The sequence below is a fragment of the Rhizobium mayense genome, assembly GCF_030272705.1.
In the GTDB taxonomy this organism is placed as follows: domain Bacteria; phylum Pseudomonadota; class Alphaproteobacteria; order Rhizobiales; family Rhizobiaceae; genus Rhizobium; species Rhizobium mayense.
Window position 1 is genome coordinate 84,351 of record NZ_JARFYM010000021.1, and the last position, 26,655, is coordinate 111,005.

Annotated in this window: 25 protein-coding genes and 2 pseudogenes; 13 read left to right on the forward strand and 14 right to left on the reverse strand. The window is 60.8% G+C overall.

Annotated features, from left to right (window positions below; all coding sequences use genetic code 11):
* Positions 1-87: 87 nt before the first annotated feature.
* A pseudogene (locus PY649_RS22480) lies at positions 88-779 on the forward strand (L,D-transpeptidase family protein); the annotation flags it as partial.
* Positions 780-914: 135 nt separating this feature from the next.
* Here the strand turns inward: PY649_RS22480 and soxR are convergent.
* Positions 915-1,349, reverse strand: coding sequence for a redox-sensitive transcriptional activator SoxR (gene soxR / locus PY649_RS22485; RefSeq protein WP_285870925.1), 435 nt, complete (start codon positions 1,347-1,349; stop codon positions 915-917).
* An 86-nt stretch (positions 1,350-1,435) separates the two neighbouring features.
* On the opposite strand from soxR, the gene PY649_RS22490 reads away from it, so the two are divergent.
* A complete protein-coding gene (locus PY649_RS22490; RefSeq protein ID WP_285870927.1) occupies positions 1,436-2,158 on the forward strand; it encodes an SDR family NAD(P)-dependent oxidoreductase in 723 nt (240 codons plus the stop codon).
* Positions 2,155-3,216 carry an S-adenosylmethionine:tRNA ribosyltransferase-isomerase gene (locus PY649_RS22495; RefSeq protein WP_285870928.1) on the forward strand — a complete coding sequence of 354 codons (1,062 nt, stop codon included), beginning with the start codon at positions 2,155-2,157 and terminating at the stop codon, positions 3,214-3,216. Before PY649_RS22490 ends, PY649_RS22495 begins: the two co-directional genes overlap by 4 nt.
* A 7-nt stretch (positions 3,217-3,223) precedes the next feature.
* Here PY649_RS22495 and PY649_RS22500 read toward each other — a convergent pair.
* Positions 3,224-3,554 (reverse strand): annotated as a pseudogene (locus PY649_RS22500) (3'-5' exonuclease); the annotation flags it as partial.
* A 344-nt stretch (positions 3,555-3,898) separates the two neighbouring features.
* On the opposite strand from PY649_RS22500, the gene PY649_RS22505 reads away from it, so the two are divergent.
* Complete coding sequence (locus PY649_RS22505; protein WP_285870929.1) at positions 3,899-4,939, forward strand: aldo/keto reductase; 1,041 nt, start codon at positions 3,899-3,901, stop codon at positions 4,937-4,939.
* A 376-nt stretch (positions 4,940-5,315) separates the two neighbouring features.
* On the opposite strand, the gene PY649_RS22510 is transcribed toward PY649_RS22505, so the two are convergent.
* Genes PY649_RS22510 through PY649_RS22520 form a run of 3 tightly spaced genes read right to left on the reverse strand, consistent with a single transcriptional unit; the run spans position 5,316 to position 8,167 of the window.
* Positions 5,316-6,296, reverse strand: a complete 981-nt coding sequence (locus tag PY649_RS22510; RefSeq protein ID WP_285870930.1) for an aldo/keto reductase — start codon at positions 6,294-6,296, stop codon at positions 5,316-5,318.
* Positions 6,293-7,168: an amidohydrolase family protein gene (locus PY649_RS22515; protein WP_285870931.1), complete on the reverse strand. Its 876-nt coding sequence runs from the start codon at positions 7,166-7,168 to the stop codon at positions 6,293-6,295. The genes PY649_RS22510 and PY649_RS22515 overlap by 4 nt, the downstream gene beginning before the upstream one ends.
* Before the next feature lie 12 nt (positions 7,169-7,180).
* On the reverse strand, positions 7,181-8,167 hold the full coding sequence (locus tag PY649_RS22520; RefSeq protein ID WP_285870932.1) for an aldo/keto reductase: 987 nt from the start codon (positions 8,165-8,167) through the stop codon (positions 7,181-7,183).
* A 144-nt stretch (positions 8,168-8,311) separates the two neighbouring features.
* Here PY649_RS22520 and PY649_RS22525 point away from each other — a divergent pair, with 144 nt between their 5' ends.
* The 5 genes from PY649_RS22525 to PY649_RS22545 all read left to right on the forward strand — a co-directional run bounded on the left by PY649_RS22525 (position 8,312) and on the right by PY649_RS22545 (position 12,970).
* Complete coding sequence (locus PY649_RS22525; RefSeq protein WP_285870934.1) at positions 8,312-9,523, forward strand: ABC transporter substrate-binding protein; 1,212 nt, start codon at positions 8,312-8,314, stop codon at positions 9,521-9,523.
* A gap of 96 nt (positions 9,524-9,619) precedes the next feature.
* Positions 9,620-10,489 carry a branched-chain amino acid ABC transporter permease gene (locus PY649_RS22530; RefSeq protein ID WP_285870935.1) on the forward strand — a complete coding sequence of 290 codons (870 nt, stop codon included), beginning with the start codon at positions 9,620-9,622 and terminating at the stop codon, positions 10,487-10,489.
* A 17-nt stretch (positions 10,490-10,506) separates the two neighbouring features.
* Positions 10,507-11,526 (forward strand): branched-chain amino acid ABC transporter permease, encoded by a 1,020-nt coding sequence (locus PY649_RS22535; protein WP_285870936.1) that lies wholly within the window; start codon positions 10,507-10,509, stop codon positions 11,524-11,526.
* Positions 11,523-12,245 (forward strand): ABC transporter ATP-binding protein, encoded by a 723-nt coding sequence (locus tag PY649_RS22540; RefSeq protein WP_285870937.1) that lies wholly within the window; start codon positions 11,523-11,525, stop codon positions 12,243-12,245. Before PY649_RS22535 ends, PY649_RS22540 begins: the two co-directional genes overlap by 4 nt.
* Positions 12,242-12,970, forward strand: coding sequence for an ABC transporter ATP-binding protein (locus PY649_RS22545; protein WP_285870938.1), 729 nt, complete (start codon positions 12,242-12,244; stop codon positions 12,968-12,970). Before PY649_RS22540 ends, PY649_RS22545 begins: the two co-directional genes overlap by 4 nt.
* 111 nt (positions 12,971-13,081) lie before the next feature.
* On the opposite strand, the gene PY649_RS22550 is transcribed toward PY649_RS22545, so the two are convergent.
* Positions 13,082-13,828 (reverse strand): FadR/GntR family transcriptional regulator, encoded by a 747-nt coding sequence (locus PY649_RS22550; protein WP_285870939.1) that lies wholly within the window; start codon positions 13,826-13,828, stop codon positions 13,082-13,084.
* A 120-nt stretch (positions 13,829-13,948) separates the two neighbouring features.
* Here PY649_RS22550 and PY649_RS22555 point away from each other — a divergent pair, with 120 nt between their 5' ends.
* Positions 13,949-14,857, forward strand: a complete 909-nt coding sequence (locus tag PY649_RS22555; RefSeq protein ID WP_285870940.1) for an NAD(P)-dependent oxidoreductase — start codon at positions 13,949-13,951, stop codon at positions 14,855-14,857.
* A 98-nt stretch (positions 14,858-14,955) separates the two neighbouring features.
* Here the strand turns inward: PY649_RS22555 and PY649_RS22560 are convergent, their stop codons facing one another.
* The 4 genes from PY649_RS22560 to PY649_RS22575 are packed head-to-tail and all read right to left on the reverse strand — an operon-like array spanning position 14,956 to position 18,755.
* Positions 14,956-15,801: a fumarylacetoacetate hydrolase family protein gene (locus PY649_RS22560; protein WP_285870941.1), complete on the reverse strand. Its 846-nt coding sequence runs from the start codon at positions 15,799-15,801 to the stop codon at positions 14,956-14,958.
* Between the two features lie 27 nt (positions 15,802-15,828).
* The gene (locus PY649_RS22565) at positions 15,829-16,572 is read right to left on the reverse strand and encodes an SDR family oxidoreductase (protein ID WP_285870942.1); all 744 of its coding nucleotides are present in this window, start codon (positions 16,570-16,572) and stop codon (positions 15,829-15,831) included.
* 18 nt (positions 16,573-16,590) lie between these two features.
* On the reverse strand, positions 16,591-17,310 hold the full coding sequence (locus PY649_RS22570; protein ID WP_285870943.1) for a FadR/GntR family transcriptional regulator: 720 nt from the start codon (positions 17,308-17,310) through the stop codon (positions 16,591-16,593).
* Positions 17,307-18,755 carry an FAD-binding oxidoreductase gene (locus tag PY649_RS22575; protein ID WP_285870944.1) on the reverse strand — a complete coding sequence of 483 codons (1,449 nt, stop codon included), beginning with the start codon at positions 18,753-18,755 and terminating at the stop codon, positions 17,307-17,309. Before PY649_RS22575 ends, PY649_RS22570 begins: the two co-directional genes overlap by 4 nt.
* A gap of 165 nt (positions 18,756-18,920) precedes the next feature.
* On the opposite strand from PY649_RS22575, the gene gloA reads away from it, so the two are divergent.
* Positions 18,921-19,334 (forward strand): lactoylglutathione lyase, encoded by a 414-nt coding sequence (gloA, locus tag PY649_RS22580; protein ID WP_285870946.1) that lies wholly within the window; start codon positions 18,921-18,923, stop codon positions 19,332-19,334.
* A 77-nt stretch (positions 19,335-19,411) separates the two neighbouring features.
* Here gloA and PY649_RS22585 read toward each other — a convergent pair whose 3' ends face one another.
* The 4 genes from PY649_RS22585 to PY649_RS22600 form a co-directional block, all read right to left on the reverse strand.
* A complete protein-coding gene (locus PY649_RS22585; RefSeq protein WP_285870947.1) occupies positions 19,412-20,380 on the reverse strand; it encodes an ABC transporter permease in 969 nt (322 codons plus the stop codon).
* A gap of 10 nt (positions 20,381-20,390) precedes the next feature.
* On the reverse strand, positions 20,391-21,893 hold the full coding sequence (locus PY649_RS22590; RefSeq protein WP_285870948.1) for a sugar ABC transporter ATP-binding protein: 1,503 nt from the start codon (positions 21,891-21,893) through the stop codon (positions 20,391-20,393).
* Between the two features lie 5 nt (positions 21,894-21,898).
* Complete coding sequence (locus tag PY649_RS22595; protein WP_285870950.1) at positions 21,899-22,939, reverse strand: ABC transporter permease; 1,041 nt, start codon at positions 22,937-22,939, stop codon at positions 21,899-21,901.
* Positions 22,940-23,048: 109 nt separating this feature from the next.
* Positions 23,049-24,128 carry a sugar ABC transporter substrate-binding protein gene (locus PY649_RS22600; RefSeq protein ID WP_285870951.1) on the reverse strand — a complete coding sequence of 360 codons (1,080 nt, stop codon included), beginning with the start codon at positions 24,126-24,128 and terminating at the stop codon, positions 23,049-23,051.
* Positions 24,129-24,345: 217 nt separating this feature from the next.
* On the opposite strand from PY649_RS22600, the gene PY649_RS22605 reads away from it, so the two are divergent.
* The gene (locus PY649_RS22605) at positions 24,346-25,956 is read left to right on the forward strand and encodes a GMC family oxidoreductase (RefSeq protein WP_285870952.1); all 1,611 of its coding nucleotides are present in this window, start codon (positions 24,346-24,348) and stop codon (positions 25,954-25,956) included.
* Between the two features lie 459 nt (positions 25,957-26,415).
* Positions 26,416-26,655: redoxin domain-containing protein (locus PY649_RS22610; protein ID WP_285870953.1), on the forward strand; the 240-nt coding region annotated here is incomplete at its 3' end.

The following is a 26,655-nucleotide window of genomic DNA, read 5'->3' on the forward strand; positions in this document are numbered from 1 at the left end:
TGCCGGAAGGTCCAGATCGCCGCAGGCGAGGCATGGCGCTGCTCGCGCGGAGAAGCTGTTTCCGACGATCCTCTGCGAGCTTATCGCGGCGCGTCTCCCGGAGTGATCGACGGCCGTTACGGTGACAATCTCGGCAAGGCGATTGCCGGGTTCGAGGCCATGCAGCGTCTTCCGGTCGACGGAAAGCTGGATTCGGACGTCATCGACAGGCTCGCCGATGATGCCCCACCTTGACTACGAGCATCGCTGAAAAGCTGGCCGAGCGTTTTCACATGGGTATCGACCTCTTGAAGGCTCTCAATCCCGGCGCCGCCTTTGCAGCGGGAGAAACGATTTCGGTGGCCATGCCCGGCGCCCCGTGCTCCGGTGAGATGAAGAGGATCGAGGCGCACAGGCAATTGGGCCAGGTCATGGCCTTTGCGGAAGACGGTTCGTTGCTGGCCGTATACCCGGCCACGATCGGCAGCAAGGAATCGCCCTCGCCAACCGGCATGCATAGGGTCAAGGGCGTCGCGCGTATGCCGACTTACACCTACAATCCGAAAATCAACTTCCAGCAGGGCAACAACACGAAAATACTGAAGCTGCCCAGCGGACCGAACAACCCCGTTGGCACTGTCTGGATCGATCTGACCGACCCCACCTATGGCATCCACGGAACACCCAATCCAGAACTCATCGGCAACGCCGGTTCTCATGGATGTGTCCGGCTGACGAACTGGGATGTCGAAGAGCTGGCCGGAATGGTCAAGCCTAGCGTCGTCGTCAAGTTTGTCGACCGATCGTTGATCGCGGCACAGACTACCGATAATCGACAGGAGCCGTTTTGGCGACGGCTGCCGCTCCGGTGTTGCTTGTCGAATATAGAAACAGGTCGAAGGTTCTAAGATCGTCAGCCTTCGACGGCGGCATACTCATCCCAGCCAATATCTCGGCCCCGGCCCTTTGCGTCCCGCCACGTCGGCAGGGTTCGCCAGGCCACATCGGTCGATCGAGAGGCAGCCGCAACCGATGCACTCGGTAAGCCCGGACCGCAGCCGCTGCAACTCGGCTATGCGCTCATCGATGCGTTTTGCCCACTCGCCCGACAACTGCGACCAATCCCGTCGCGATGGCACACGATCGGCCGGCAACTTGGCGAGCTCGACGCCGATTTCCTCAAGCGTCAACCCGATCCGCTGCGCGAAGATGATGAAGGCGATCCGACGCAATATGGACCGATGATAGCGCCTATGTCCCGAGCCGGCGCGCTCGGAGACGATCAGCCCTCGCTCTTCGTAGAAGCGTAGGGCAGATGAGGCGACGCCGCTGCGCCGCGATACGTCGGTGATGGTCAGCATCGGGTCCATGCATAAACAAGAGCACGATTCCCGCTTGACTTCAAGTTAACTTGAACTTGTAGCAATTGCTTATACCGATTGAAGGAGCACCGGCAATGCAGAAGAATATCGATGTTCAGGGACTTCGCGTGGTGGTCACGGGCGGCACTTCCGGGCTGGGCCTGGCGCTTGTGCGCCAACTCGCCGCGAAGGGGGCGCGTGTCGCCTTCGTCGCTCGCACGGCCGCGAATGTCGAACGCATCACAGCCGAGACGGGCACAGAGGGCATCGTCGGCGATGTCGGCAAGAAGGACGACATCTATCCGATCGCGATGCAGGTTACCGCCAGTCTTGGCGGGCTCGACGTCCTGATCAACAACGCGTCGAGCCTCGGCCCTGTCCCTCTGGCGGTTCTTGCCGACACCGAGTGCGAAGACCTGGAAGCGGCGCTTGTGGTCAACCTCCTTGGCGCGTTCAGACTGACGAAAGCCCTGTTTGGCGCGCTTGCCGCGTCGGCACGCGAGGACTGCGGCGCGTTGGTGATTAACATCTCCAGCGACGCGGCGGTTAGCGCCTATCCCGGCTGGGGAGCGTACGGTGCGAGCAAGGCCGCTCTCGCCCATCTGACGGCCATTTGGGACGCGGAGGCCGAGTCCGACGGCATAAGGTTCGTCGCGCTCGACCCCGGCGACATGGACACTCCTCTTCACGCGCTGGCGCTTCCGGATGCCGATCCGTCGACCTTGAAAAGCCCCGATCTCGCTGCTGCAGAAATCATAGAGAAGATGCTCGACGCGTTGCCAGCCCGTGCTGGTCTTACGGTTGGGAGACAAGCATGATTGCTGGCGACCGTTCCGACAGCCACCTCGCAAGACTGTTCGTTGTCGAGGCGGACGGCATGATGTGCGACCTGCCGCGCACCAGGCTTGCGACCCTGTTCAATCCCGGCGACCTGGTTGTTGCCAATGATGCTGCGACGCTGCCCGCCAGCTTGCAGGGAACCCATGTGCCAAGCAGGAAGGCGATCGAGATCCGCCTCGCCGGCTGGCTATCGCCTCCCGATCCTACCCAGTTCGTGGCGATTGCCTTCGGCTCCGGCGATCATCGCACGCGCACGGAAGACCGGCCGGCACCGCCTCAGCTGTCACCCGGCGACCACCTTCGGTTCGGCCCGCTGGAGGCCGTCATAGAGCGCCTTCTCGATCATCCTCGACTTCTGGAATTGCGTTTCCCCAGCAACGCCGCGGCGGTGTTTGCTGGCCTGGCACAGCATGGTCGGCCGATCCAATACGCGCATGTTCCCAATCCATTGGCGCTGTGGGATGTCTGGACGAAGATTGCAGTCCGGCCGTTCGCGTTCGAGGCACCATCGGCCGGCTTTGCGCTCGACTGGCGCACACTTCAGGCCTGGCGCCGGCGCAACATCGGATTCGCATCACTCACTCATGCCGCGGGCATTTCTTCCACGGGCGATCCCGGGCTCGACCAGCGCCTCCCCTTCGACGAGCCCTATAGCATCCCCGAGGGCACCCGAGAGCAGATCGCAAAGGCAAAGCGCCGCGGCAGCCGCATCATCGCGATTGGCACCAGCGTCGTGCGCGCACTCGAGGCGGCTGCCAATCCGGATGGCAGCATTCGCGCCGGAAATGGTGTCGCAACGGGGCGCATTGCACGGGACACGCCTCTCCGCATTATCGATGCGATCCTGACAGGCGTCCACCAGCCCGGCGAAAGTCATTTCGAGCTTTTGCGAGCCTTTGCTGATGACGCCCTGCTCGCCAAGACCTCCGCGGCGCTTGCCGCAGGCCGCTATCGCACGCATGAATTCGGCGATTCCGTGTTGTTTAATTTGCCAACTCAGACCGAATCGCAGCCCCACAATACACACGCTCCATAAGGCACCGTCACGCCTTGAAGCGGTCAAAAGCCGAAGGCTTCTTCCCAGCGATAGATTTCCGAACGCAGGTAGCGAAGTTCGTCGTCGAGACCCTCTTCTGCAATCTCGGTCCACCAGCATTTCGGGCGACCGTCGCTGCCGTCAGACCAGCGGTAACCGCGCGCCTTCAGGTGGTCTTTCATATCGAACGGACTGCTTTCCGCGAAGATGCGAATACGTGAGCGCTGGCTGGCCTGATAGAGTTCGGCAAACGGCGTTAGTCCGAGACCAGCGCAATTTTCTGCGAGAACTTCGAGCAGCGCAGAACAATCATCCACTGCCCGATGTCCCTCGTGCCATCTCCGCCCCCACGTCCGGCACACTTGAGCGAATCCGCGATCTCATCAAGGCCGCACCGATGAGTCTCTCGTTGCGCGCCGATTTTCTGGACATCGGAAGCCAAAGGGTGCGCACCGTCCGGATGGATAGGATCCGGACGGTGCCGACGACAGATCTAGCGCGCCAGCCAACCGCCGTCGACGGGCAAAATTGCACCATCGCCACACCTCTCGCACATCCTTAGTCATACGGTTACATTGTTGTACGACAACTTTTATGTCAATATCAATCGGCGCGCCGCGGTGAGAGAGCTGTCTCCGGCCATGTCGCAATTGGCGAAATCTAAAAATCGTTAGGAAAATCAATGCCGATTTTGGAAAAGAGAAGCGTATCCAGGAGTGGGTTGAGCGTCACCACCATGGGGTTGGGCGGGACCGGTCTCGGCAACATGTACCGCGCAACCGATCCGAAAGTCGCGCACGACACGGTCCATGCGGCATTCGAAAATGGTCTGCGCTATTTCGACACTGCACCGGTCTATGGTTTCGGCCTTGCCGAAACGCGGCTTGGGGAAGCGATCAGGACGTTGCCACGACAGGATATCGTCATCTCGTCGAAGGTCGGCTATGATCTGGTGCCGATCCCTGACAGCGAGGTCAAGCCCGTCTTGTGGGACGAAGCACCGCCATTCCGGGCGGAATTCGACTATTCGCGCGACGCCGTTCTGCGTTCGATCGAGAACTCGCTGAAACGGCTCGGGACCGGCTATATCGACATGCTGGCTATTCATGATCCGGACGAGGCCATCCACTTCGCCCGAGGCGAGGATCCCTATGCAAGAAGCCGGTTCAAAGAGGCGATGGAGGGAGCCTATCAGGTGCTGGACGAACTCCGGTCACAGGGGGTTATCAAGGCCATCGGCGTCGGCATCAACCAGTGGCAGATGCTCTCGGATTTCGTCGAGGCCGGACAGTTCGACTATTTCCTCCTCGCTGGACGATATACGCTTCTCGAACAGGAGCCGATTGCGACATTGTTTCCTGCTTGCGAGCGAAAAGGAACCAAAATCGTCATCGGCGGTCCCTACAATTCGGGCATTCTGGCGACCGGTCCGGTCCAGGGCGCAACATTCAACACCAGGAATGCGCCGCCGGACGTACTTGACCGCGTCGGCCGGTTGCGCGCCGTCTGCGAGCGCCACAACGTCCCGCTCGCTGCCGCCGCGCTTCAGTTCCCGCTTGCGCATAAACTCGTGGTCAGCGTGATTCCGGGCGCGCGCTCCGTTGAGGAGTTGAAGCAGAACCTCCAGTACCTGCAATGGCCGATACCAAGCTCGCTCTGGTCGGAGCTGAAAGCCGAGAAGCTTGTCGACGAAGCCGCGCCGCTTCCCTCCCGCGCCGCCTGACATAGTCTCGACCCGAGTCTTGTTGATCTCCAGGAACGACGATGCTCCACAGGCCGAGAGTATCGTCTTCAAGGGGCGGGAGCTCGATTTAGTCTGGGCGCCTCGGCATTTGAGGACAAGCTTCTAGGCGCGTTTGCCGCTCTCGCCGAGGTGCCGATCAACTTTGCCAGGCGCACGCTCGCCGACGCTGTTAATCCTGGTTGGCAGATCCGCGAGGGCGGGAAGACGCGCAGTAGCTACCAGCTTGAACGGTTGTGCCTGAAGCCTTTGTGAACCCGGCCAAAGCTGATCCGGTAGAGCAGAAAAGCTCCGCGTCGCAATAGCGACGCAGGGCCTCAACTCTTAACCCTGAACGAGCACTTCATGCTTTCGACGATCAAAAAAGATCGTCGATTTCAGCCCAGAGCCCCGTGGGAATGGCCAGCTCAGACCAGACCAGATTCTCTGCGATGCGCTCGGGTCGGCTCATGCCGAGAACCGCCGCGGCAACCTGCTCATTGCGGAATGGAAACTGGATCGCCGCGGCCTGCAACGGAATTCCATGCCGAACACAAATCGCCTCAATCTTCCTGGCGCGGGCGACGACATCTTCCGGCGGCGCGCCGTAGTCGAACGTAGTGGTCGTGCTCCCGGGTCCCGTGGCGAGGATGCCGGAGTTAAAGACGCCGGCGACGACGATCTCGACGCCCTGACGAGCCGCCTCGGGAAGAAGATCCACCTCGGCGGCGCGGTCCAGCAGCGTGTAGCGGCCAGCCATCATCACCGCATCGAGCGAACACGCCTTGATGAAACGGGTCGCCACGTCGCTCTCGTTGACGCCAACACCGATCGCCTTGATATGACCAGCCTTGCGCAGATCGGCGAGCGCCCGGTAGCAGCCCTCGATCGCCTCATTGAAATGACGTTCGTAGGCATCACCATGCGTGAAGCGATCGACATCATGAATGTAGATCAGATCGAAGTCGGCGATCCCGAGGCGGCTCGCCGATTGCTCTAGCGAGCGCATCGTACCGGCATAGCTGTAGTCGAATACCGGCTTCAGCCGCAGCGGCGAGGCCCAGAGGCCGTAGTCCACGGTCTCGCCATAGGGCGGGACCATATAACGCCCGACCTTGGTGGAAATCGTGACCGTGTTCCTATCGACGCTGCGCAGGAAAGTGCCGAGACGAAGCTCGCTGAGCCCGTGCCCATAAAGCGGTGCGCTATCGAAATAGCGCATGCCGCCCTCGTAGGCCCTTAAAAGCACCTCGGCCGCCTGCGCTTCGGTGACATTGCGATAGAGCGTGCCAATGCCGCTCGCGCCGAAACCAAGACGCGATTTAAAGCCAATGCGGCTTTGGGACGAGCCGCCGGTCATACGTTCGGCTCCTGGAATTCCGGCAGCCGATAAGCTTCGATCGCATTGAGGCCGAATATCCGTACGAGCTCGCCTTCGGAGAGGTCCTTCAAGCATTCGCGCAACGCGTCGACGACCCTGTCATAACTTGCGGCAACAAGGCACACCGGCCAATCGGTACCGAACATGCAACGTTCGGTTCCAAACACCTCGAGCACCTCGCGAACGTAGGGCTTGAGATCCTCGGGTGTCCAGGTCTTCCAGTCAGCCTCCGTGACCATGCCTGAGAGCTTGCACCAGACATGATCACGCTCTGAGCGGAACTGGCGGATCAGGACGGCCCATTCGTCGAAGCCGCGATTGCGGATTTCCGGCTTCGAAATATGGTCGAGCACGAAACGGGCCTGCGGGAAAGCCCCGACCGTATGGATGCATGAGGGCAGCTGGGGCAGGTTCGGCACCAGGTCGTAGACGAGGCCGGCAGCCTCGACCGCCTTGAGGCCGCGCTTGGCATCATCGCGCGACAGCCAATTGGGATCGGTTTCCGTCTGGATCAGGTGCCGCACGCCGACCAGCCACTTGCCTTCGGGTGCCGCCTTCAATGCCGCCAGCGTGTCGCCGACCTTCGGATCGGTCAGGTCTACCCAACCGACGACGCCGGCGACGAAATCGGTCGCTTGCGCCGTGCGGATGAAATCCCAGGTCTCGCCGAGATCGTTCCAGGTCTGTACGAGCACGGTACCGGTCACACTGTTCTTTTTGAGGCTCGGCCTGAGATCCGAGGGCTCGAATTTCCGGTTGATCGGTTCGAAGGGACCACTCAGCCAACCGTAGTCTCCGCCGCTTGCCGGGTCCCAGAAGTGATGGTGGGAGTCGATGATTGGGTTCGTCATGGCTTTCACTCCTTACCAGCGCTGATGGACATATTGCTTGATGGTGGTGTCATAGATCGCCTTGATTTCCTGCATAGCACTCTGCGGGATGGGAGGGAGATCAGCGGCTTCCGCGTTGGAGCGCGCTTGTGCGGGATTGCGGGCTCCCGGGATGGCGACGGTGACGGCGTCGAACATCAGGATCCAGCGCAGCGCGAATTTCGCCATGGTTGTATCGCCGGATACCAGCGGCCTGACGCGCTCAACGGCCTCCAGCCCGACCTCATAAGGAACGCCCGAGAAGGTTTCGCCGACGTCGAAGGCCTCACCGTTGCGATTGAAAAGGCGATGATCGTTCGCTTCGAACTTGGTATCCTTCTGGAACTTGCCGGATAACAAGCCGCTTGCGAGCGGAACGCGAGCGATGATGGCGACCTTCTTGTCTTGCGCCTCGGCGAAGAAATGCTCGATCGGACGTTGGCGGAAGGCGTTGAAGATGATCTGGACGCTGACGACACCGGGATATTCGATAGCCTTCAGCGCTTCTTCGACGCGCTCGACGCTGACACCGTAATTGCGGATCTTGCCTTGCTCGACCAGCCGGTCGAGGCGTTCAAATATCTCGGGGTGATAGTAGAGATCCGTCGGCGGGCAATGCAGCTGCACCAGGTCCAGGCGATCCGTCTCGAGGTTCTTCAGGCTTCGTTCGATCCAACCGCTCAGGTTCTCGGCGCTATAGCCCTCGACGAACTGCTGAGGCAGGCGACGTCCGGCCTTGGTGGCGATGAACGGGCGTTCGCCACCGCGCTCCTTCATTACTTTTGCGATGAGCCGTTCGGAATGACCGTCGCCATAGACATCGGCTGTATCGATGAAGGTGACGCCGGTATCGAGCGCTGCATGCAGTGCGGCAAGCGCCTCGTCGTCGTTCACCTCGCCCCATGCGGCGCCGATCGCCCAAGCACCAAATCCAATCTCGCTGACCTTGCGGCCGGTTCGGCCGAACTCCTTCATGCGCATGTTCCACTCCCTGGTTTGCGATCCCGGCGGGGCCGGCTTCTCGCGGTAGGCTTGCTTGACATTCTCCGTCACGGCTATTATCAGAGAACAGGGTTGTACGACAACCCGGTAAGAATGCAAAATCTGCACTGGGAGGATGAGACCGTGCGATCACTGGTATTGGGAGGCATTTCTCTTGCGCTCGGCCTCGGCGCGTCTGCCTATTCAGCGTCCGCGGAAGACACGATCAAGATCGGGGTCGTCGCCGCTGAATCCGGCGCATTCGTTTCGGCCGGGCATACGTTGCCCGCAGGCGTCGGCCTGGCGGTCAAGGAAATCAATGACGCCGGTGGCGTCAAGGTCGGAGACAAGACCTACAAGATCGAGCTGCTCAAGCGCGACGACCGCACCGACGTTTCAACTGCGATCGCCGCCACACAGGAGCTCGTGCGCGACCAGAAGGTCGCCGCGATCTTCGGCTCCGAAACGCATGACTTTACCCTGGCAATGACCAAGATCACGCAGCCGGCCAAGGTCATCCAGATTGCTGGCAACAGCACGCTCGCGAAGATCCTGAACCCGCAATCCGTCGCTCCGGGCGGCGAGGACCATTATCTGTTCCAGTCCGAGCCACAGGAATTCCAGCGCTCCGGATCGACCGCCCGTGGCGTGCTGAGCCTGCTGACGCCGCTCGTCGGCCACCCGCTGAAGAAGTCCGTCGTCATCGTCGGCAACGATGCGACCGGTCAGTTCCTCACGTCCTACTACGTCAAGGCCCTCAAGGCTGAGGGCCAGGAAGTGCCCGAGGTCATCTCCTATCCGCCGGATACCACCGACTTCTCGCCGTTCCTGACACGTGCCAAGAGCCTGAACCCGGATGTCGTGCACTTCTGGTACAATGGCGACTCGACACTGACGGCTCTGCCGCAGGCGCTCGAACTCGGCGTCGCTCCGAGCTATTTCCTGTTCGGCGTCGATCCTGGCATCTGGAAGGAGCGTGGTCTTTCCGCCGACGTTCCCGTCGCCATGAGCTGCGTCCCGATTTGTTGGGGTGAATCCTCCAACGCCAATGCGAAGATCTATTTCAACAATTACTTCGCCGCCGGCGCTCCGAAGGGCGTGACTTCGTCGGTGTCGTTGCTCTACTACGACTACGTCCACATGCTCGCTGAAGCCTGGACGAAGGCAGGCTCGCTCGATCCGGACAAGACGGTCGCGGCCATGGAATCGATTCACCACAAGGGTGTGGTTTCCGATGACCTTTCCTTCAACAAGAGCCATCAGGTGACCCACGCCACCGAAGTCTGCGCTGCGGCACCCGGCGGCAACATATCCTGCGCGATGCAGCAGCCACCGGCGGAAGCCCCGGCCGAATAACTGTCAGGACGCCGACCCGCCGGCCACAGCCGGCGGGTTCCTCTCAGGAAAGACAGGCCGTATGACCGAGGGCCTGCGCAACAGCGGAACAGGGCTGTGGACATTCTCATTCAGCAACTCCTCAATGGTCTGTCGATCGCGAGCGTCATCACGCTGATCGCCGTTGGGGTCACTTTGATCTTCGGCCTGACCGGCATCATCAATTTCGCCCATGGCGAATTCCTGATGGTCGGCAGCATCGTCACCTGGCTCGCCGTCCGCGGCGGATTGGGCTTTCCCCTTGCTCTGGTGCTCGCGGTTCTCGCCGTCGGCCTGATGGGCTTCGTCCTCGAACGCGGATTGTTCCGATTTACGCTGACGCGACCGACCAACGGCTTCATCGTCTCACTCGGGCTCATCGTGGTGCTGCAGCACATCGTCATCTTCTTTTATGATCCGAACCAGAAGAGTATTCCACGCCCGCTGACGGGCATCTGGGATGTCGCTGGCGTTCGCATCGCCTCGGTCCGCGTCATGGTCATTCTCGTGACCATTGCCGTCGTGGCACTGACCTTCGCCATGGTCACCCGCAGCCGCTACGGCCGCGCGCTTCGCGCCGCGGTCGACGACCGTGACACCGCCGCTCTGATGGGCATTCCGGTCCGCCGCTACATCACAGGCGTCTTCGTTCTTGGCAGCGCACTTGCCGGCCTTGGCGGAGCGCTGCTGATTGCCCTCTTTCCGATAACGCCGTTCACTGGCGGGACCATGGTGATGAAGGGATTCGCGGTGGCGCTGATCGGCGGCCTCGGCAACCTGACAGGCGCCGTGGTAGCCGGGCTGATCCTCGGCATCGTTGAGGGCTTCAGCGCCGGCTACGGCTTCTCGGCCTGGACCGACGCCTACTCCTTCGCCCTGATGATCCTTGTGCTGCTCTTTAAGCCGAACGGGCTTTTCGGCGGCACCAGCGGCCCGAAGATGGCCTGACGGCGAAAGGACGATCCATGAACAACACGTTCTCGCCTTTCCGCGCGCTCATCCCCGCTCTGGTGGTGATCGCACTCCTCGCTCTTGTTCCAGCGCTCGGTCCCAGCAATCGTCTGCTGTCGCTGGCGATCTCCGCCGGCATCAATGTCGTTGCCCTCTATGGCCTTTCCGTTCTCTTCGGACAGACCGGCATCCTCTCCATGGGGCATGCTGCGCTTGTCGGCGTCGGCGCCTACGCCGCCGCGCTTCTCGCACGGGACACCGGGTTCGGCTTCTGGCTCGCTCTGCCGCTCGGCGGGGTCTTCGCCGGAATAGCCGCCGTAGTCATCGGCGTGCCCTCGTTGCGCGTCTCCGGCCATCACTTCGTCATCATGACCTTCGCTTTCGGGCAGCTGCTGACAATCGTCCTGACCAATGGTGGCGACTATACGGGTGCAGCGACCGGCCTCGATCTTCAATTGCCGGTCAGCTTCTTCGGCACGCCCGTCGACGACCTGATGCCTTATTACTATATCGTCCTGGCATTTGTAGCGCTGAGTGCGGTCGCAAGCTGGGCGATCATCAACTCGCCCTATGGCCGCACCTTGCGGGCCATCCGCGAAAACGAGAAGCTCGCGGCATCGCTCGGCATCAATATCGGCCGCCACAAGATCGGCGCCTTCGTGGTCAGCGGCGTATTTGCCGGCGTTTCAGGCGTGCTTCTCGCCTATTTCCTGCGACACATCTCGCCCAGTCAGTTCGCTTCCTTCCCCAGTATCTATCTGGCGCTGATGGTCATGATTGGTGGCGCGAGGCTGCTGCTCGGCCCGCTTGCCGGTGGAATCCTGGTCTCATTCCTTCCGGAAGTCCTGAACCTGGACCCGGTGGAATCTCGCATCCTCTACGGCGTCTGCCTGATCGCAGTCATCCTGCTGCTGCCAAACGGCCTGATCGCCGGTCTGCTCGAAGGTTGGCAGAAGCTCTTTGGGAACGCGGCGCAAAAGCGTGCTGGCAATGCGTCGGCTGACGCCAAACACGCCGCGGAGGCCGGACGATGAACGCCATTTTGGAAATCAACGGGCTCAAAAAGCAGTTCGGCGGCCTGACGGCTCTGTCCGGCGTCGACCTGTCGATCGAGGAAGGGGAGATCCTTGGGATCGTCGGCCCCAACGGCTCGGGCAAGACCACGCTCTTCAACGTCATCACAGGCGTTCACAAGCCAACGGAAGGCCGTGTCAGCTGGCGCGGCCGCGATATCACCAGCCTTGCCGCCCACGAGATCTCGGGAGCCGGCATCGGCTATACCTTCCAGCAGGCCATGGCCTTCCCGGGCCTCTCGGTCTGGGAAAATGTCCAGATCGCCTGCGAACATGCGCATCGGAGCGATCGTTCCTATCCGTGGACGACGCCTGCGGCACTTCTCGATTTCGTCGGAATCACCGCCCTTGCCAAAGAACGGGCCGGCGTCCTGCCCTTCGGTAGCCTGCGGCTGCTCGGCATCGCGCTGGCGCTTGCGACGCGGCCCTCGCTGATCCTGCTGGACGAACCGGCCGCCGGTCTCAACGACAAGGAGACGGCAACACTTGTCGGTCTGGTGCGGCAGTTTCCGGCCCATGGCATCAGCGTCTGCGTCATCGACCACGATATGAAGCTCATGCAGATGCTCTGCAAACGCCTCATCGTACTGGATTTCGGATCGAAGATCGCAGACGGGCCGACGCAGGCCGTGCTTGCCGATCCGAAGGTTCTCGAGGTCTATCTGGGAGGCGCGCTGTGAGCCTGTTGAACCTATCGAATGTCACGACGGGCTATGGCGCGACCGTCGTCAACCGCGACGTTTCTCTAACGCTCGAAGAGAGCGAAGTGATCACCATTTTGGGCCCAAACGGCGCGGGCAAGTCCACGCTGCTAAGGACCATCGTCGGCCTCGTCAGGCCGCGCGCCGGGCGCATCAGCTTCGCCGACGAGGAACTGACCGGCCGCACGCCCGATATCATGGCTAAGCGCGGCGTCGTGCTGGTGCCGGAAGGTCGGCGTATCTTTGCCGACATGACGGTTGAGGAAAACCTGCGCCTTGGCGCTTATGCAAGGCGTGACAGCGATGCCGTCGACGCCGACGTGAAGACGATGGAGAGTTTCTTCCCGATCCTGGCGACGAAGCGCCAGCAGAAAGGTGGATCCTTGAGCGGCGGTCAGCAGCAGATGCTGGCGATTGCCCGTGGGTTGATGGCGAGACCGAGGGTCCTGCTGCTTGACGAACCGTCGCTCGGTCTCTCGCCGCTTCTCGTCAAGGAAATACAAGCGATCATCCTCGATATCGGCAAGACCTTCGGCGCATCGGTTCTGCTTGTCGAACAGAACGCCGGACTGGCTCTCTCGGTCGCCACACGCGGCTATCTGATGCAGAACGGTCGCATCGCGACATCAGGACCGATCGAACAGCTGAAAGACATGTCGCTGATGCGCGAACTATATCTCGGTGGCGTTGCGGAGCAGGTCTAATGAATGCAATTTCGATTTCCTACGGCCGCGGGCATCTTGAGTTGACGATGCCCGCGCACGCCAAGCCGAAGGAGGGACCCTATGTCGTTCCCCGTTATGCCGCCTGAGCTATCAGTGCGGCGAACTGGCGTCGCGAAGTTCTTCGAAGCGGGCCGCGCTTTTCGACAGATGGTTGCGAAGGGCCTTGCGGGCGGCGGCTTCGTTGCCGTCACGGATCGCATTGAAGATCGCGTGATGTTCTCTGCGCATGCGTGCGACGTGACGGTCCCGTTCAGATGCCGTAATCCGGTCGAGCCTCGCCCATTGACGGGGCACCATGGCGGTGCCGAACGTGTCAAACAGCCGGCTGTAGTAGGAATTCTGCGTCGCAACAAGGATCGCACGATGAAAGGCAAAGTCCTCTTCGGCACCATAGCCGCCCCCTTCTGTCGCGCGGTCGAGCGCATCGAGGCGGTCTTGCATGCGGGCGATATCCTCCGGCGTACGACGTTGCGCAGCGAGGCCTGCGGCCTCGTATTCGATGCCGAGGCGAAGTTCGAGGACGCGGAGAACCTCGTCGATGGACTCCAGATCATTCGGAATGATCTGAAAGGATCGCGGTTTGGGATCATTGGAGACAAAGGCGCCGAGACCCTGGCGCGTGATGATCAGACCCTTCGCGCGCAGCGTGGCAAGTGCTTCCCGGACGATCGTTCGGCTAACGCCGGTCGCCTCCATGATCGCCTGCTCGGTCGGGAGCCTCTGACCTGGCTTCAGGTCGCCCGACTCGATCTGCGCGATCAGGCTGTCGGCAAGGCCGCTACGCAGGTTGGGCATCTGCTGGATGGTATTGAAGACGGCGCTGTCCCTGTCCTTCATGCTTTCTCGAAGTCCGATTTCGCTGTCCGTCGACAGGCTCCTGCTTCCGTAGCTACCCGATACCCTTGAAAAAAGCAAAAGACCGAACGAACTGAGAAATTTATTTAACCAGGAGGAAAAATGAAAGAGAAAATCGGTTTCATCGGGCTCGGAGCCATGGGTTCTGGGATGGTAACCAACCTGCTTGAGAAAGGATGGCCGGTGACGGTCGTCCCCCATAGGAAACGGGAGGCTGTGGAGAGGCTGAAGACGCTTGGTGCCGCCGAGGTGGCGACGGCAAGAGAACTCGCCGAGGCGACGGATGTCATCCTGCTTTGCGTGACCGGTTCAGAGCAAGTGCAGGAGATTGTGTCCGGCCGTAATGGCATTGTATCGGCAGGAAAGCCGCTCCTGCTGATCGATTGCTCGACATCCAATCCTGCCGTGACAGTTAGGCTTGCGGAAGAGCTGGCGATTTCCGGAATCACTCTTGTCGACGCCCCCTTGGCGCGGACACCGAAAGAGGCGGCCGAGGGCAAGCTCGATGTCATGGTCGGAGGTGCCGCGGATGCGGTTGCACGCGCACGTCCGATCCTTGAAGCGTTCTCGGCGCGCATAGTCGCGACCGGTGACGTCGGGACGGCCCATACGATGAAACTCCTCAATAATTTCATCTCGATGGGATATTCGGCGATCTATTCGGAGGCCTTGATGCTCGCCGCCAAGGCAGGCTTGACGCCGCAGGTGTTCGACAGCGTGCTGCGCGGCAGTCGCATGGATTGCGGTTTCTACCAGGCCTTCTTCGAATTTGTGCTGAACCGCAATGAGAACGCCCAGAGATTTGCGATGGTGAACGCCCTGAAGGACATGTCCTATCTCGCCTCCTTCGCTCAATCGGTGCAGGCGGCCAATCCGGTTGGTGCGGTCGTGCGCAACAGCTTCGCTGCGGCAGTCGCTTCCGGAAAAGGTGATGCCTTCGTACCAGCCTTGTCCGATGTCGTCGCCGCCTTGAACGGCGTTTCGCTGACTGCCGCAACCGGCGCGAAATAAGGTGGGCGCGCATCCCCGGCTTGCGCCGAGCTCCGGGTGTTGGCAACAATGGATAAGCCATGACAGGGGAGGCGCAAATCGCACCTCCTCTGTTGTTGTCAAGCCGCGTCGACCGTCAGCTGCGTCTGCTCACCAAGCCCTTCGATGCCGAGCTTGATCGTCTGGCCCGCCGTCAGGAAGACCGGCGGCTTCATGCCGAGGCCGACGCCGGGCGGCGTGCCGGTCGAAATGATATCTCCCGGCTGCAGGCTCATGAATTGGGAAATGTAGTGGACGAGGAAGGCGACGCCGAAGATCATCGTCCTGGTCGAACCATTCTGGCGCATGGTGCCGTCGACCGACAGCCACATCTTGAGGTTCTGCGGATCTGCGATCTCGTCGCGGGCGACCATCCATGGCCCGATCGGTCCGAAGCTGTCGGCCGACTTGCCCTTGGTCCACTGGCCGCCGCGTTCGGCCTGGAATTCGCGCTCGGAGACGTCGTTGATCAGGCAATAGCCGGCAACATGCTTCATCGCATCTGCCTCGCTGACATAGCGCGCCTCATCTCCGATCACGACACCGAGTTCGACCTCCCAGTCGGTCTTCTTCGATTTCCGAGGAATGATGACGTTGTCGTTCGGCCCAGTGATGGCGCTCGTCGCCTTCATGAACAGGATCGGCTCCTCCGGGATCGCCGCACCCGTTTCCGCCGCATGGTCCGCATAGTTGAGGCCAACGCAGATGAACTTGCCGGTGCGCGTCACGCAGGGGCCAAGACGGCCGGGTTCGGTGACGACAGGCAGGCTGTCGATGTCGATTGCCGACAGCTTGGCGAGCCCGGCCGAGGTCAGGGTGTCTCCGCCGATATCGTCGATGTGGCCGCTCAAATCCCTCACCTTGCCATTGCTGTCCAGAATGCCGGGCTTTTCGGCGCCGCGTGGACCGTATCTCAGAAGTTTCATAGCTTTGTCCGTATCTTCGGGTTTTCTTCAGGCGTTTGCCCAGCCGCCGTCGATGACGATAGCGTTGCCGGTCATGAAAGCAGATTCGTTGCTGGCAAGGTAAACGACGAGGTCTGCCACTTCTTCCGCGGTCCCGAGCCGCCCCATGGGCTGGCGGGCAACAAAGCTGGCGCGCGCCTCATCATAGTCCCCAAGCGCCCGCATGCGATCCTGCAAGGAAGGACTTTCCACCGTCCCAGGGCAAATGGCGTTGGCGCGGATGCCCTTGGTCACGTAATCGAGCGCCACCGACTTCGTCAGGCCGACAACGGCCGCCTTCGTGGTGCCGTAGATGAAGCGGTTCGGCGCGGCGATCACGGTTGAGGCGACCGACGCCATATTGACGATCGAACCGCCGCCGCGGGCAATCATGCCGGGCAGGAAGGCGCGGATCATCCGGTACATCGCCCGGATGTTCAGATTGACCGAGAAATCGAACGCATCCTCGTCGCATTCAAGAATGGAACCGTTGTGCACGAAACCGGCGCAGTTGAAAAGAATATCAGGCGCATCGATTTCGCTCGAAAAGCTCTGGATCTCCTGTGCATTCAGTACGTCAAGCTTCCGCAAGGTAACGCCGGCGTGATCGTGCAAACTGTCGAGTTTGGCGGCATCGATATCCGTTGCCCAGACACGCGCGCCCTCGCGCAGGAAGGCCAAAACCGTGGCGCGCCCCATCCCCTGCCCGGCCGCCGTGACGACAGCCGTTTTTCCCTCAAGTCTTCCTGTCATTTGAAAATCCTCAACAGATTATTCGGATTGCTGCTCGGCGAGGCCGACACGGCTTGCAGCACCATGGAGGTGAGCTCGCATCGCCTCTTGCGCCTGCTCCGCATCCCTGGCCTCGACGGCATCGAGGATGCGCTGATGTTCTCCGAGCGTCACAGCCGCGAGGTCTTCCGATCCTTGCTGATTACCGGAGGCGAGAATGCTTTCGCGCACTTTCTCGGAGACAAATGTGAGAAATTGGATCATGTAGGGGTTGCCGGTCGCCGCGGCGACGGTCTTGTGAAACTCGAGATCGGTCTTCAACCACATCACGCTGCCATAGGGTGCCATCCGCATGGTCGAAAGCGCGTCCTTCATCGCCTTCAGGTCATCCTCGGTCCGCCGTTTGGCGGCAAAGGCCGCTGCCTGTACTTCGAGGATGCCCCGCAGTTCGAACAGCGACTCGAACGCATTCGATGTCTGAAGTGCATCGATGTCGATGGTCAAAACGGTGGTGTTCGGCTGATCCGCAACGAACGCGCCACGGCCCTGCTGGGACCAGATCCTTCCTTCAGAGCGTAGCCTGGCGATCGCCTCGCGAACGACGTTGCGGCTGACGCCGAATGTCTGCGCCAGCTGTTGCTCCGTTGGCAACTGATCGCCCGGCCTGAGACGGCCTTGCGCGATCTCACGCGAAATCGAACTTGCGACCAGCGTCGAGAGATGAGGTCCTCGATTGACCTTGTCGAGCTTCAGCATCATTCGCTGCCCCCCTGCCCAGGCTCTCCGCCATTCAATATACGACCTTCGCTCAGAAGATGTTGTGGATCAAAAGCGTCTTTGATCCGGCGGGACAAGGTGAGCGTCAAGGGATCGGCCCGTTTCAGGAAGGCCGCCTGCTTCACACGGCCAATACCGTGCTCGGCGCTGATCGAGCCGCCATGCCGATCGACGACATCGAAGATCACCTCCTCGGTCGCATGGAACAGCGCATCGTATTTTTCGGCCGGCATCTCTTCAGGCGGCACGATGTTGAGGTGAATGTTCCCGTCGCCGACATGGCCATAGGTCACCGCCAGCGCTTCGGGGTGTTTTTGCGCAAGCGCCTCGAGCGTTTCGGCGACAAAAGCCGCAAGACTCGATATCGAGACAGACACGTCGGTCCTCAGATATCGTCCGCCACGGCCCTGCGCCTCAACCATCATCTCGCGCAGCAGCCAGAGACGCTCGGCCTGCGCTTTGCTGCCGGCAAGCACGCCGTCGAGAACAAGGTCCGAGGAATCGGCGAGAAAACCCTCGAGCAGAGCCCTGAGGTCGACGCGGCCGGCTGCCGAGGCCTCGATCAGCACATAGACCGGATAGGACGCCGCCAATGGGTCCGTGAGATCACTGGCATTGATCGCAATCTCGATCCCGCCGCGCAGAATGAGCTCGAAGGCGGTCAGCAGGTCGCTGCATTGACGGCGGGCGCGCGCGTATAGCTGCATGGCTGCGTCCACCGAACTGACGCCGACCAGCGCCGTCTCGACCTGCTCCGGTTTGGGAAATATCTTCAACGCAACTGCCGTCACGATGCCGAGCGTGCCCTCGGCTCCAATGAACAGCTGCTTCAGATCGTAGCCGCGATTGTCCTTTCGAAGCGTCTTCAGCCCATTCCAGACGCGCCCGTCGGCAAGAACGACCTCCAGGCCGAGCACGAGATCGCGCGTCATCCCGTATCGCAAGACATTAAAGCCACCCGCATTGGTCGAGACGTTACCGCCGATCCGGCAGCTTCCTTGCGCGCCAAAGGTAATGGGCAGGATGCAATCGGCGTCCTCTGCATGACGTTTGGCATCCTCCAGGATGCAGCCGGCTTCGACAACCATCGCGAAATCGATCGGATTGACGGAACGGACCCTGTTCATTCGTTCCAGCGAGATGACCACCTCGCCACCCGGATAACTCGGAACAGCCGCACCCACCAGGCCTGTCAAACCGCCTTGCGGAACGACATGGATCCGCAGCTCATGACAGGTCTTCATGAGAAGGCTGAGCTCTTCAGTTGACCGGGGCCGGGCGACCAGCAGCGGCCGGCCATAGTGGTCGCCGGACCAGTCGCGGCTATAGCGTTCCAGACTATCAGGATCAGACAGGAGCATGTCTGCCGGCATCGCGGCGGAAAGGGCTGCGAGCGCTCTTTCCTGGAAGGGCGGCTGGGCGTTCATTCACTTGCTCCGGTTCGATCTCTTGAAAACGTTCTGGACAATTAGGTCGGTTACATGGTTATCATACAACACTGGTTTTGAACATCAAGTGCAGGGACCTGTTCCGCTGCTTCTCTTTCCCTAAAAACCAGTGTGAAAACGATAACTTGCAGGAGGATCCGTATTATGACCGCAGCGTCCGGCCAATTTCGCATGATGCACACAATGATCCGCGTGTTCGACCTCGACCGGTCGATCAAGTTCTACACGGAACTGCTCGGGATGAAGCTTCTGCGCAAGGACGACTATCCTGGCGGAAAGTTCACCAATGCCTTTGTCGGTTACGGCCCGGAGGAGACCGATACGGTCGTCGAACTGACATACAACTGGGGCCGAGAAGAACCCTACGAGCTCGGTACCGGCTTCGGCCACCTGGCGCTCGGCGTCAATGACATTTACGCCGTTTGCGCAGCCCTCGAAAAGCAGGGAGCCAAGATCCCGCGGCCGCCAGGTCCGATGCTGCATGGCACTACGCACATCGCCTTCATCGAAGACCCGGATGGCTACAAGATCGAGCTCATCGGTCTCGACACGATGTAACTGTCCTTCCCGTCTCTGGAGGCCGCATCGAAGCATGCGGCCTTTTTCTTTTAGAGCTGCTCTCATCGGCCGCGCGTTCATTTTATGATCGCGATCTTGCTGCGGTCGATGGTGATGGCGACTGCGAGAATAAGCACCGCTCCGAACACCACGTTTTCCGCGAAGATGTTGATTCCGACAAAGGTCATGCCGATTCTCACGATCGAGATGATCAGTGCGCCGACAGCGGTTCGCGCGACACCGCCGAGACCGCCCGTAATCGCCGTGCCACCAACGATGACGGCCGCGATTGCAGGCAGCAGCAATTGATTGGCAAGGTTGGGCGAGCCGCTCGACAGGCGCGCAGCCAGGATGGTCCCGGCGATGGCTGCGAGCACGCCGGAGATGGCAAAGGCGACGATCTTCGTGCGCTCGACATTGATGCCGGCTGCGATCGCGGCCGGTTCACCCGCCCCGACCGCAAGGCTGTGGCGGCCAAAACGCGTATATCTGAGCCCGACATACGCCATGACGCCAATGACCGCCGCAATCCAGATGACGGTTGGAAGCCCTGCGACGGTCCCGTTGATCCAGGCCGTATTGGCGCGACCGCCTTCTTCGATGGTGATCGCACGCCCAGCCGCCGCCCACAGCGCGATGCCGGCGACGACACCGCCCGTTGCGAGCGTCGCAACGAAGGACGGCACCTTGAGCCGGACATGCACATAGCCGCTCAGAATGCCGAACACGAGACCGGACAGGATGGCTGCGGGGAAAGCGAGAAAGCCGATCTGCGGCAAGAGCTGCGCGAGAATGACGCTCGACAGCGACGCCACCGACTGGATCGACAGATCGATGCCACCAATGAGAATGACGAAGGTCACGCCGGCGGCGAGGATGAAAAGGACGGCCGTGTTGGATAATAGCAGGACGAGCGTATCGCCAGTGAGGAAGCCCGGCGCCGCAACTTCGATGATCAGTACCAGCACGATCAGCAGTGCGGGCGGGATAGCGCCCTGGAGCCAGCCTGAAGCAAGGAGAGATTTCATATTCTTGAGGTTTTCCATGACATCCTCCTCAAACCATCGCCCGGACGAGGTCGACCTGGTCCGGCTTGCTGCCCGGGGCGGCGTCGAAATGGGCGGTCACCGCGCCGTCGCGCATGACGAGAACGCGATGCGAAAGGCCGATCGTTTCTTCGAGTGTGTCGGAGATCAACAGGATCGCCACACCCTGGGAGGAGAGTTCGCGGACAAGCTCGTAGACTTCTTCCTTCGCGCCGACGTCGAGGCCGCGGGTCGGGTGGTCCAGGATCAGTATCCGCGAGCCGGCCGTCATCCAGCGCGCCAGCACCACTTTTTGCTGGTTGCCGCCGGACAGCTTGCGGCAGGCTATATCGGGACCGGGCGCCTTGATCTTGAGCCGCTTGATCCAGTCGCTGGCAAGCCGACGCTCACGCCCATAGCTGATGGCGCCGTTTGCCATGACCGATGAGAGGTCCGCGAGCGTGATGTTCTCCGCGATCGAAAGAAACATGACGAGACCCTCGATCCGTCGCTCGCGCGGAACATAGCCTATGCTTTTGCGGACGGCCTGTTCGGGCGAACGAAACTGGACGGGCTCGTCGTTGATTTTAAGCGTGCCGCCGGTATGGGTAAGAAAGCCGCCGATGGCACGGGTGACCTCTTCTCGGCCCGAGCCGACAACACCAGCGATGCCGACAATCTCGCCGGAACGAATCTGCAGGTCCACGTCCCGAAACGCACCGTCGACCGAGAGCCGCTTTGCATCGACGACGATTTCGCTGCGAGGCGGAAGCTGCCTGTCTTCCTTGTAATAGGTCGCCTGCAATCCTCGCCCGACCATGATCTCGTGCAGCTCCGGACCCGTGACGTCTACGGCCTGGTGCTCGGCAACGACCTGTCCATCCTTCATGGTGTAGACGCGGTCCGAAATGCGAAGGACCTCATCCAGCCGATGCGAGACGAAGACGAAGCTTGCACGCGACTTCAGCGACCGCACACGTTTGAACAATACGTCGATGTCGCTGCCGCTGAGCACTGAAGTCGGTTCGTCGAGCAGGATGACCAGCGGCCGTGCGACCGTCTCTTCCAACGTGAGCGCTTTGGCAAGTTCGACCATTTGACGGGCTGCGAATGTCAATTCCGAAGTGCGCGCGGTCACATCGATGTCGACGCCGATCTTGGCGAGCTGGCGCTTGGCCGCTGCGCGCATGGCATTCCAATTCATGATGCCGAAGCGGACGAATTGATTCTCCTGGCCGAGATAGATGTTCTCGGCAACCGAGAGATTGAGCAGCAACGACTGCTCCTGAAACACCATGCCGATACCATGAATTGCTCCATCGCGTGCGTTGCGCAGTCTCAGCGGTTGGCCGTCGAGCATGAGTGTGCCGCTATCCGGCTGGTGAGTCCCGGCAAGGATGCGCATGAGGGTCGATTTGCCGGCGCCGTTCTCGCCGATGAGCCCGACGACCTCGTTCGGTCTGACCTCCAGGGAAACGTTCTTCAATGCAGGAACGCCGGCGAAGGATTTGCTGATCTGGTTGGCTGACAACATGGCGGTCACTTCACGATCTGGAGACGCAGGCGGTCGAGCGAAAGAGCAACGGCAGCGATGATCATCAGCCCCTGCACGGTTTGCTGCACGTAGGGAGAAACCCCGAGCAGGATCATGCCGTTGCTGAGCACGGTGACGATCAGCACGCCGACCAGCGTGTTGACGACGCCGCCTTCACCGCCCGTCAGTGCCGTCCCACCGACGACGACGGCGGTAACGGCCGCAAACAGCCGACCATCAGCGATGACGGCGTCCGAACGACCAAGCTGGGCGGCTGCCAGCACGCCGGCAACGCCAAAAAAGAAACCCGCGAGGCCGAACGCCGTGATACGCACGCGCCGCAGATTGATGCCGGAGAGCTCGGCGACATCCTCGCCGCCGCCGATCGCCATGATGTGTCGGCCGAGGCGTGTGTAATATTGAACGGTGCAAGCGAGCAGGAAGGCGGCGAGCGCGACCCACACCGCAACCGGCAGGCCGAGCAGGCGGCCGAGAGCGAGGTCACGGATCGAAGGATCCATGAGACGGACAGCCGATCCGCCGAGCATATAGACCGAGATGCCGAGCCCGATGAACCAGACGCCGAGCGTCGCCATGAAGGACGGGATCCTGAGAAATGTCTGAATGATGCCAGTGGCAAAACCCATTGCCGTGCTTGCGGCCACCGCGGCGATGACGGCAAACCAGCCATAGGAATTTGCGTTGGCGTCGTTGGCGGCCAGCAATACGGTGACCATCGCCGCCACGGACAGCGAGCCTTCGACCGACAGATCGATGCTGCCGAGCAGGATGATGAAGGTCAATCCCATCGCCAGCGTCAGCGGCACCGAGGCGGAATTCGCGATCCGCACGAGATTGCGAAGCTCGATGAAATTGGGGTTCGCGATGGTGATGAGGATGCAAAGGGCGATCAGTACGAGGACCGGGGCATAGGCGCGCAGACGTTTTGCGTTCGCACCGCTGAACAGGCGGTTTCCAATCTTCGGCATGGCGTCAGCGCGCTCGCTGTTCTGAGTGGATTTGATGTTTTCGGCATTGACGGTCAACAGACTACACCTCGCTGCGTCATCAGAGGAGCTGGCGGACGATTGCAACGCCCGCCAGCGACGATGCGGCCAAAAAAAGGGGGGAGCCGAGGCCGCTCGAGGGAATGAATCAGGTCCGGATGGCGCCCGTCACGCGACCCCACAGATCGCTCCAGTCGAGCGTCGGATGCGAGTCGATGTTGTTCTTGTAGTACTCCTCGACATTGTCCTTGGCGATAAGGACGGCCTTGCCGTAGAACTCGCGGTGATCGCCCGGCTCCTTGGCGGGATCGAATTTCTTCTGAAGGGCTGCAAGCCCGATGGCGAGACCCATGCCGCCCTGCCAGAACGGATCGGAGGTCACGGTGCAGGCGAACTCGCCCTTGCGAACGGCATCGACGGCAGCCTTGATGCCATCGACGCCGACGACCGGAACCTGGCCGGCGAGGTTTTCGGCGCGCAACGCTTCAAGAGCGCCGGTGCCCATGTCATCATTGGCAGCCCAGATGCCCTTCACGTCATCGCCGAAGCGGGTGAGAAGATTGCTGGTAAGGTCATAGGCTTCGGAGGACTTCCAGTTGGCAACCTGGAAGTCGAGAAGCTTGATGTCGGAATTGGCGGCGAGCGCGTCTTCGAGACCTTTCTTGCGTTCGATTGCCGCCGTGTTCGAAATCTGGCCGCCGAGCGCGATGATGCCGCCCTTGCCGCCCATCGTCTTGAACAGGATGTCGGAGATCTGCTTGCCGCTGGAGATCCCGTCGAACTCGATATGCGAGACGTAATAGGGATTGAAATCCTTCGGGTGCAGGTCGTCCGGCTTGTTCCACTGGGTGACGACATAGGCGCCCGCTTTGGCACAGGCCTCGACGATCGGGCGTGCATCCGGCGTATCGTTTGGATCGGAGTTGAGCACCATGTTGCCGCCGGTCTTGGCAAGCATTGCCTTGATGTCGGCTATCCCCTTCTCGCTGTTGCCTTCCGAGACGAGCGTCACGTGGTCGAGGCCGACAGATTGGGCGAAGGCTTCCGCGCCCGTCTTCCAAACCGCATGGTAGGGGTTGGACAGCGAACGGATCGAGGTGACGAGCGTGGGCTTGTCAGCCGCAAACAACTGCCTGGGCAGTGCGGCCACGGTCGCGCCAGCGGCTACGGTCGCAAGAAAGGAACGGCGATTCATGGCGCCGAAAGCGGAATTCAACCTTACGGTCATTCGAAAACCTCCCATTGAATGACAAAATCGGATGCCGTCCTTGTTCCCGCGACACCCAGATCTCAAGCGGCTTGTTCGTAGCATTTGTACGACAACCCTTCAAGACTATAACCGTACCCTTTCTCTTGACGACGGGCAAGAGACTTGAGATTGTGATGGCGAAATCATGTCGGGACAATGAGGAAACCCGATATTTGCAGATCATGCGGAGGAGAGAATGCCCGATTACATCATCGTCGGCGGTGGCTCGGCTGGATGCGTTCTTGCGGCGCGCCTGAGCGAAGACCCTGACGTTTCCGTGACCTTGCTGGAGGCGGGCCCGCGCGACAGCAACATGTACATCCATCTGCCGGTAGGTTTTTTCAAGATGACCGCCGGTCCACTGATCTGGGGCTACGAGACCGTCGCCGGGCGAGAGATCGCCGGGCGCAAGATGGTCTATCCGCAGGCGCGCGTACTCGGCGGCGGCAGCTCGATCAATGCGCAGGTCTTCACCCGCGGCTGCCCCGAAGACTATGACGGCTGGCGCGATCTCGAAGGCTGTGCAGGCTGGGGCTATGAGGATGTGCGCCAATATTTCCGAAAATCCGAGGGCAACGATACATTTGGCGGCGCCCATCACGGCACTGGGGGGCCGCTTGGCGTCAGCTCGCAGACCCCGCACACATTGACGCGCGTTTTCGTGCGTGCCGCGCAGGAGGCAGGGCTGCCATTTAATCCCGACTTCAACGCCGGATCGCAGGCTGGCGCCGGTTTTTATCAGACGACGACGAAGAACGGCCGGCGTAGCAGCACGGCAGTCGGCTATTTGAGGCCGGCCATGAGCCGCAAAAACCTGACGGTGCGCACGGATACTGCCGTCAATCGCATCATCGTCGAAAACGGCTGCGCCGTCGGTATTGAGATCGTCGAGAATGGCCGCCCCGTTCTGTTGAGGGCTGAGCGCGAGGTGATCCTGACGGCAGGCGCCATTGGTTCTCCGAAGATGCTCATGCTATCGGGTCTCGGCCCCGCGGACCAATTGCGAGCGCTCGATATCGACGTCGTCAGGGACTTGCCTGAAGTCGGCCGGAACCTACAGGATCACATGGATGTCGACGTCCTGGCCGAGCTTACCGGCCCATATGGAATCGATCGCTACAAGAAGCGCCGCTGGCAAGTCGCCGCTGGCATCGAATATGCCCTATTCGGCAAGGGACCGGTTGCTTCAAACATCGTCGAAGGTGGCGGCTTCTGGTGGGGAGACAAAGCGGAAAAGACGCCGGACATCCAATTCCACTTCCTGCCAGGCGCCGGTGTCGAGGAAGGGATTGGCAGCGTGCCCGGCGGCAATGGCTGTACACTCAATTCTTATCACGTGCGCCCGCGCTCGCGCGGAACGGTGACACTGCGCTCCAAGGACCCGGCCGTTCCCCCCGCGATCGACCCCAATGCCTTTGCCGAAGCCTACGATCTCGATCGCGCCGTCGACGGCATCAAGATCAGCCAGGAAATCCTCTCGCAATCTGCCTTCCGCCCCTTCGTCAGGCGGCTTCATCTCCCGGATGGAAATGTCCGCACCGATGCAGAATACCGCGAGTTCGCCCGCCAATATGGCCGCTCCGCCTATCATCCGGTTGGCACCTGCCGGATGGGTGGCGGGGAAGATGCCGTCGTCGATCCTGAGCTGCGCGTCCGCGGCATCGACCGCCTGCGCGTCTGCGACAGTTCCATCATGCCCAGGCTGATTTCCTCGAATACAAACGCGGCAACGATCATGATCGCCGAAAAGGCGGCGGATATGCTCACGGGCGCCTCGCAGCCGACTCGCCGGCACGACTACGCATGAAGATAGTTTCCGGCCCAAATCTGAGGTGAGGCCCTCGGGCCAGACCAGCGAGGGCCGTCTAAGCATCCATCCGATTCATAACGCCCCAAGGGCTGCCACGATGGTGGCCGAACGCAGATGCAAGCCGATTTGGGTGTGCGTCAATGCTTGGCGCAATATCGTTGGGCTGAAGGATCGGCCGTTGACGTTACCGGAAACGAGGAGGCCAGCGAACGTTCGCCCACAACTCGGTAACCGAGGATCAGCTAAGCCCGGTTCATCGTATGGCTCATTTGAATCCCACCATTCATGGACATGCGGGTTCGATTGCCATCCCATGAGCATATCGAGATCATGCAGCGTTCCCTTGCGAAAGAAGGCTCGTCGCGGCGGCATCATTGACACCGTAACACACGGGAATGGAAACCATAGCTGTCGGACATTTCCCAGTGAAAGGGCACCGACGTAGTGTCGCCTCAGATGACCACGGAGAAGAGAATGCTGCTACCTCGTCGACCGGTGCCCGAACTGCGCGTGCCGACCCTTGCCCATGGCGACTTTGATCTTGCTGCCGACGCACCGGAGCTATTTACGTTGGTATGCTTTTATCGCGGACTCCATTGCCCGGTTTGCCTCAAATATCTGCGCGAGCTGGAATCGCTGATCCCTGAATATGAGCGTCGCGGCACAAAGGTCATCGCCATCAGCTCTGACGTTCAG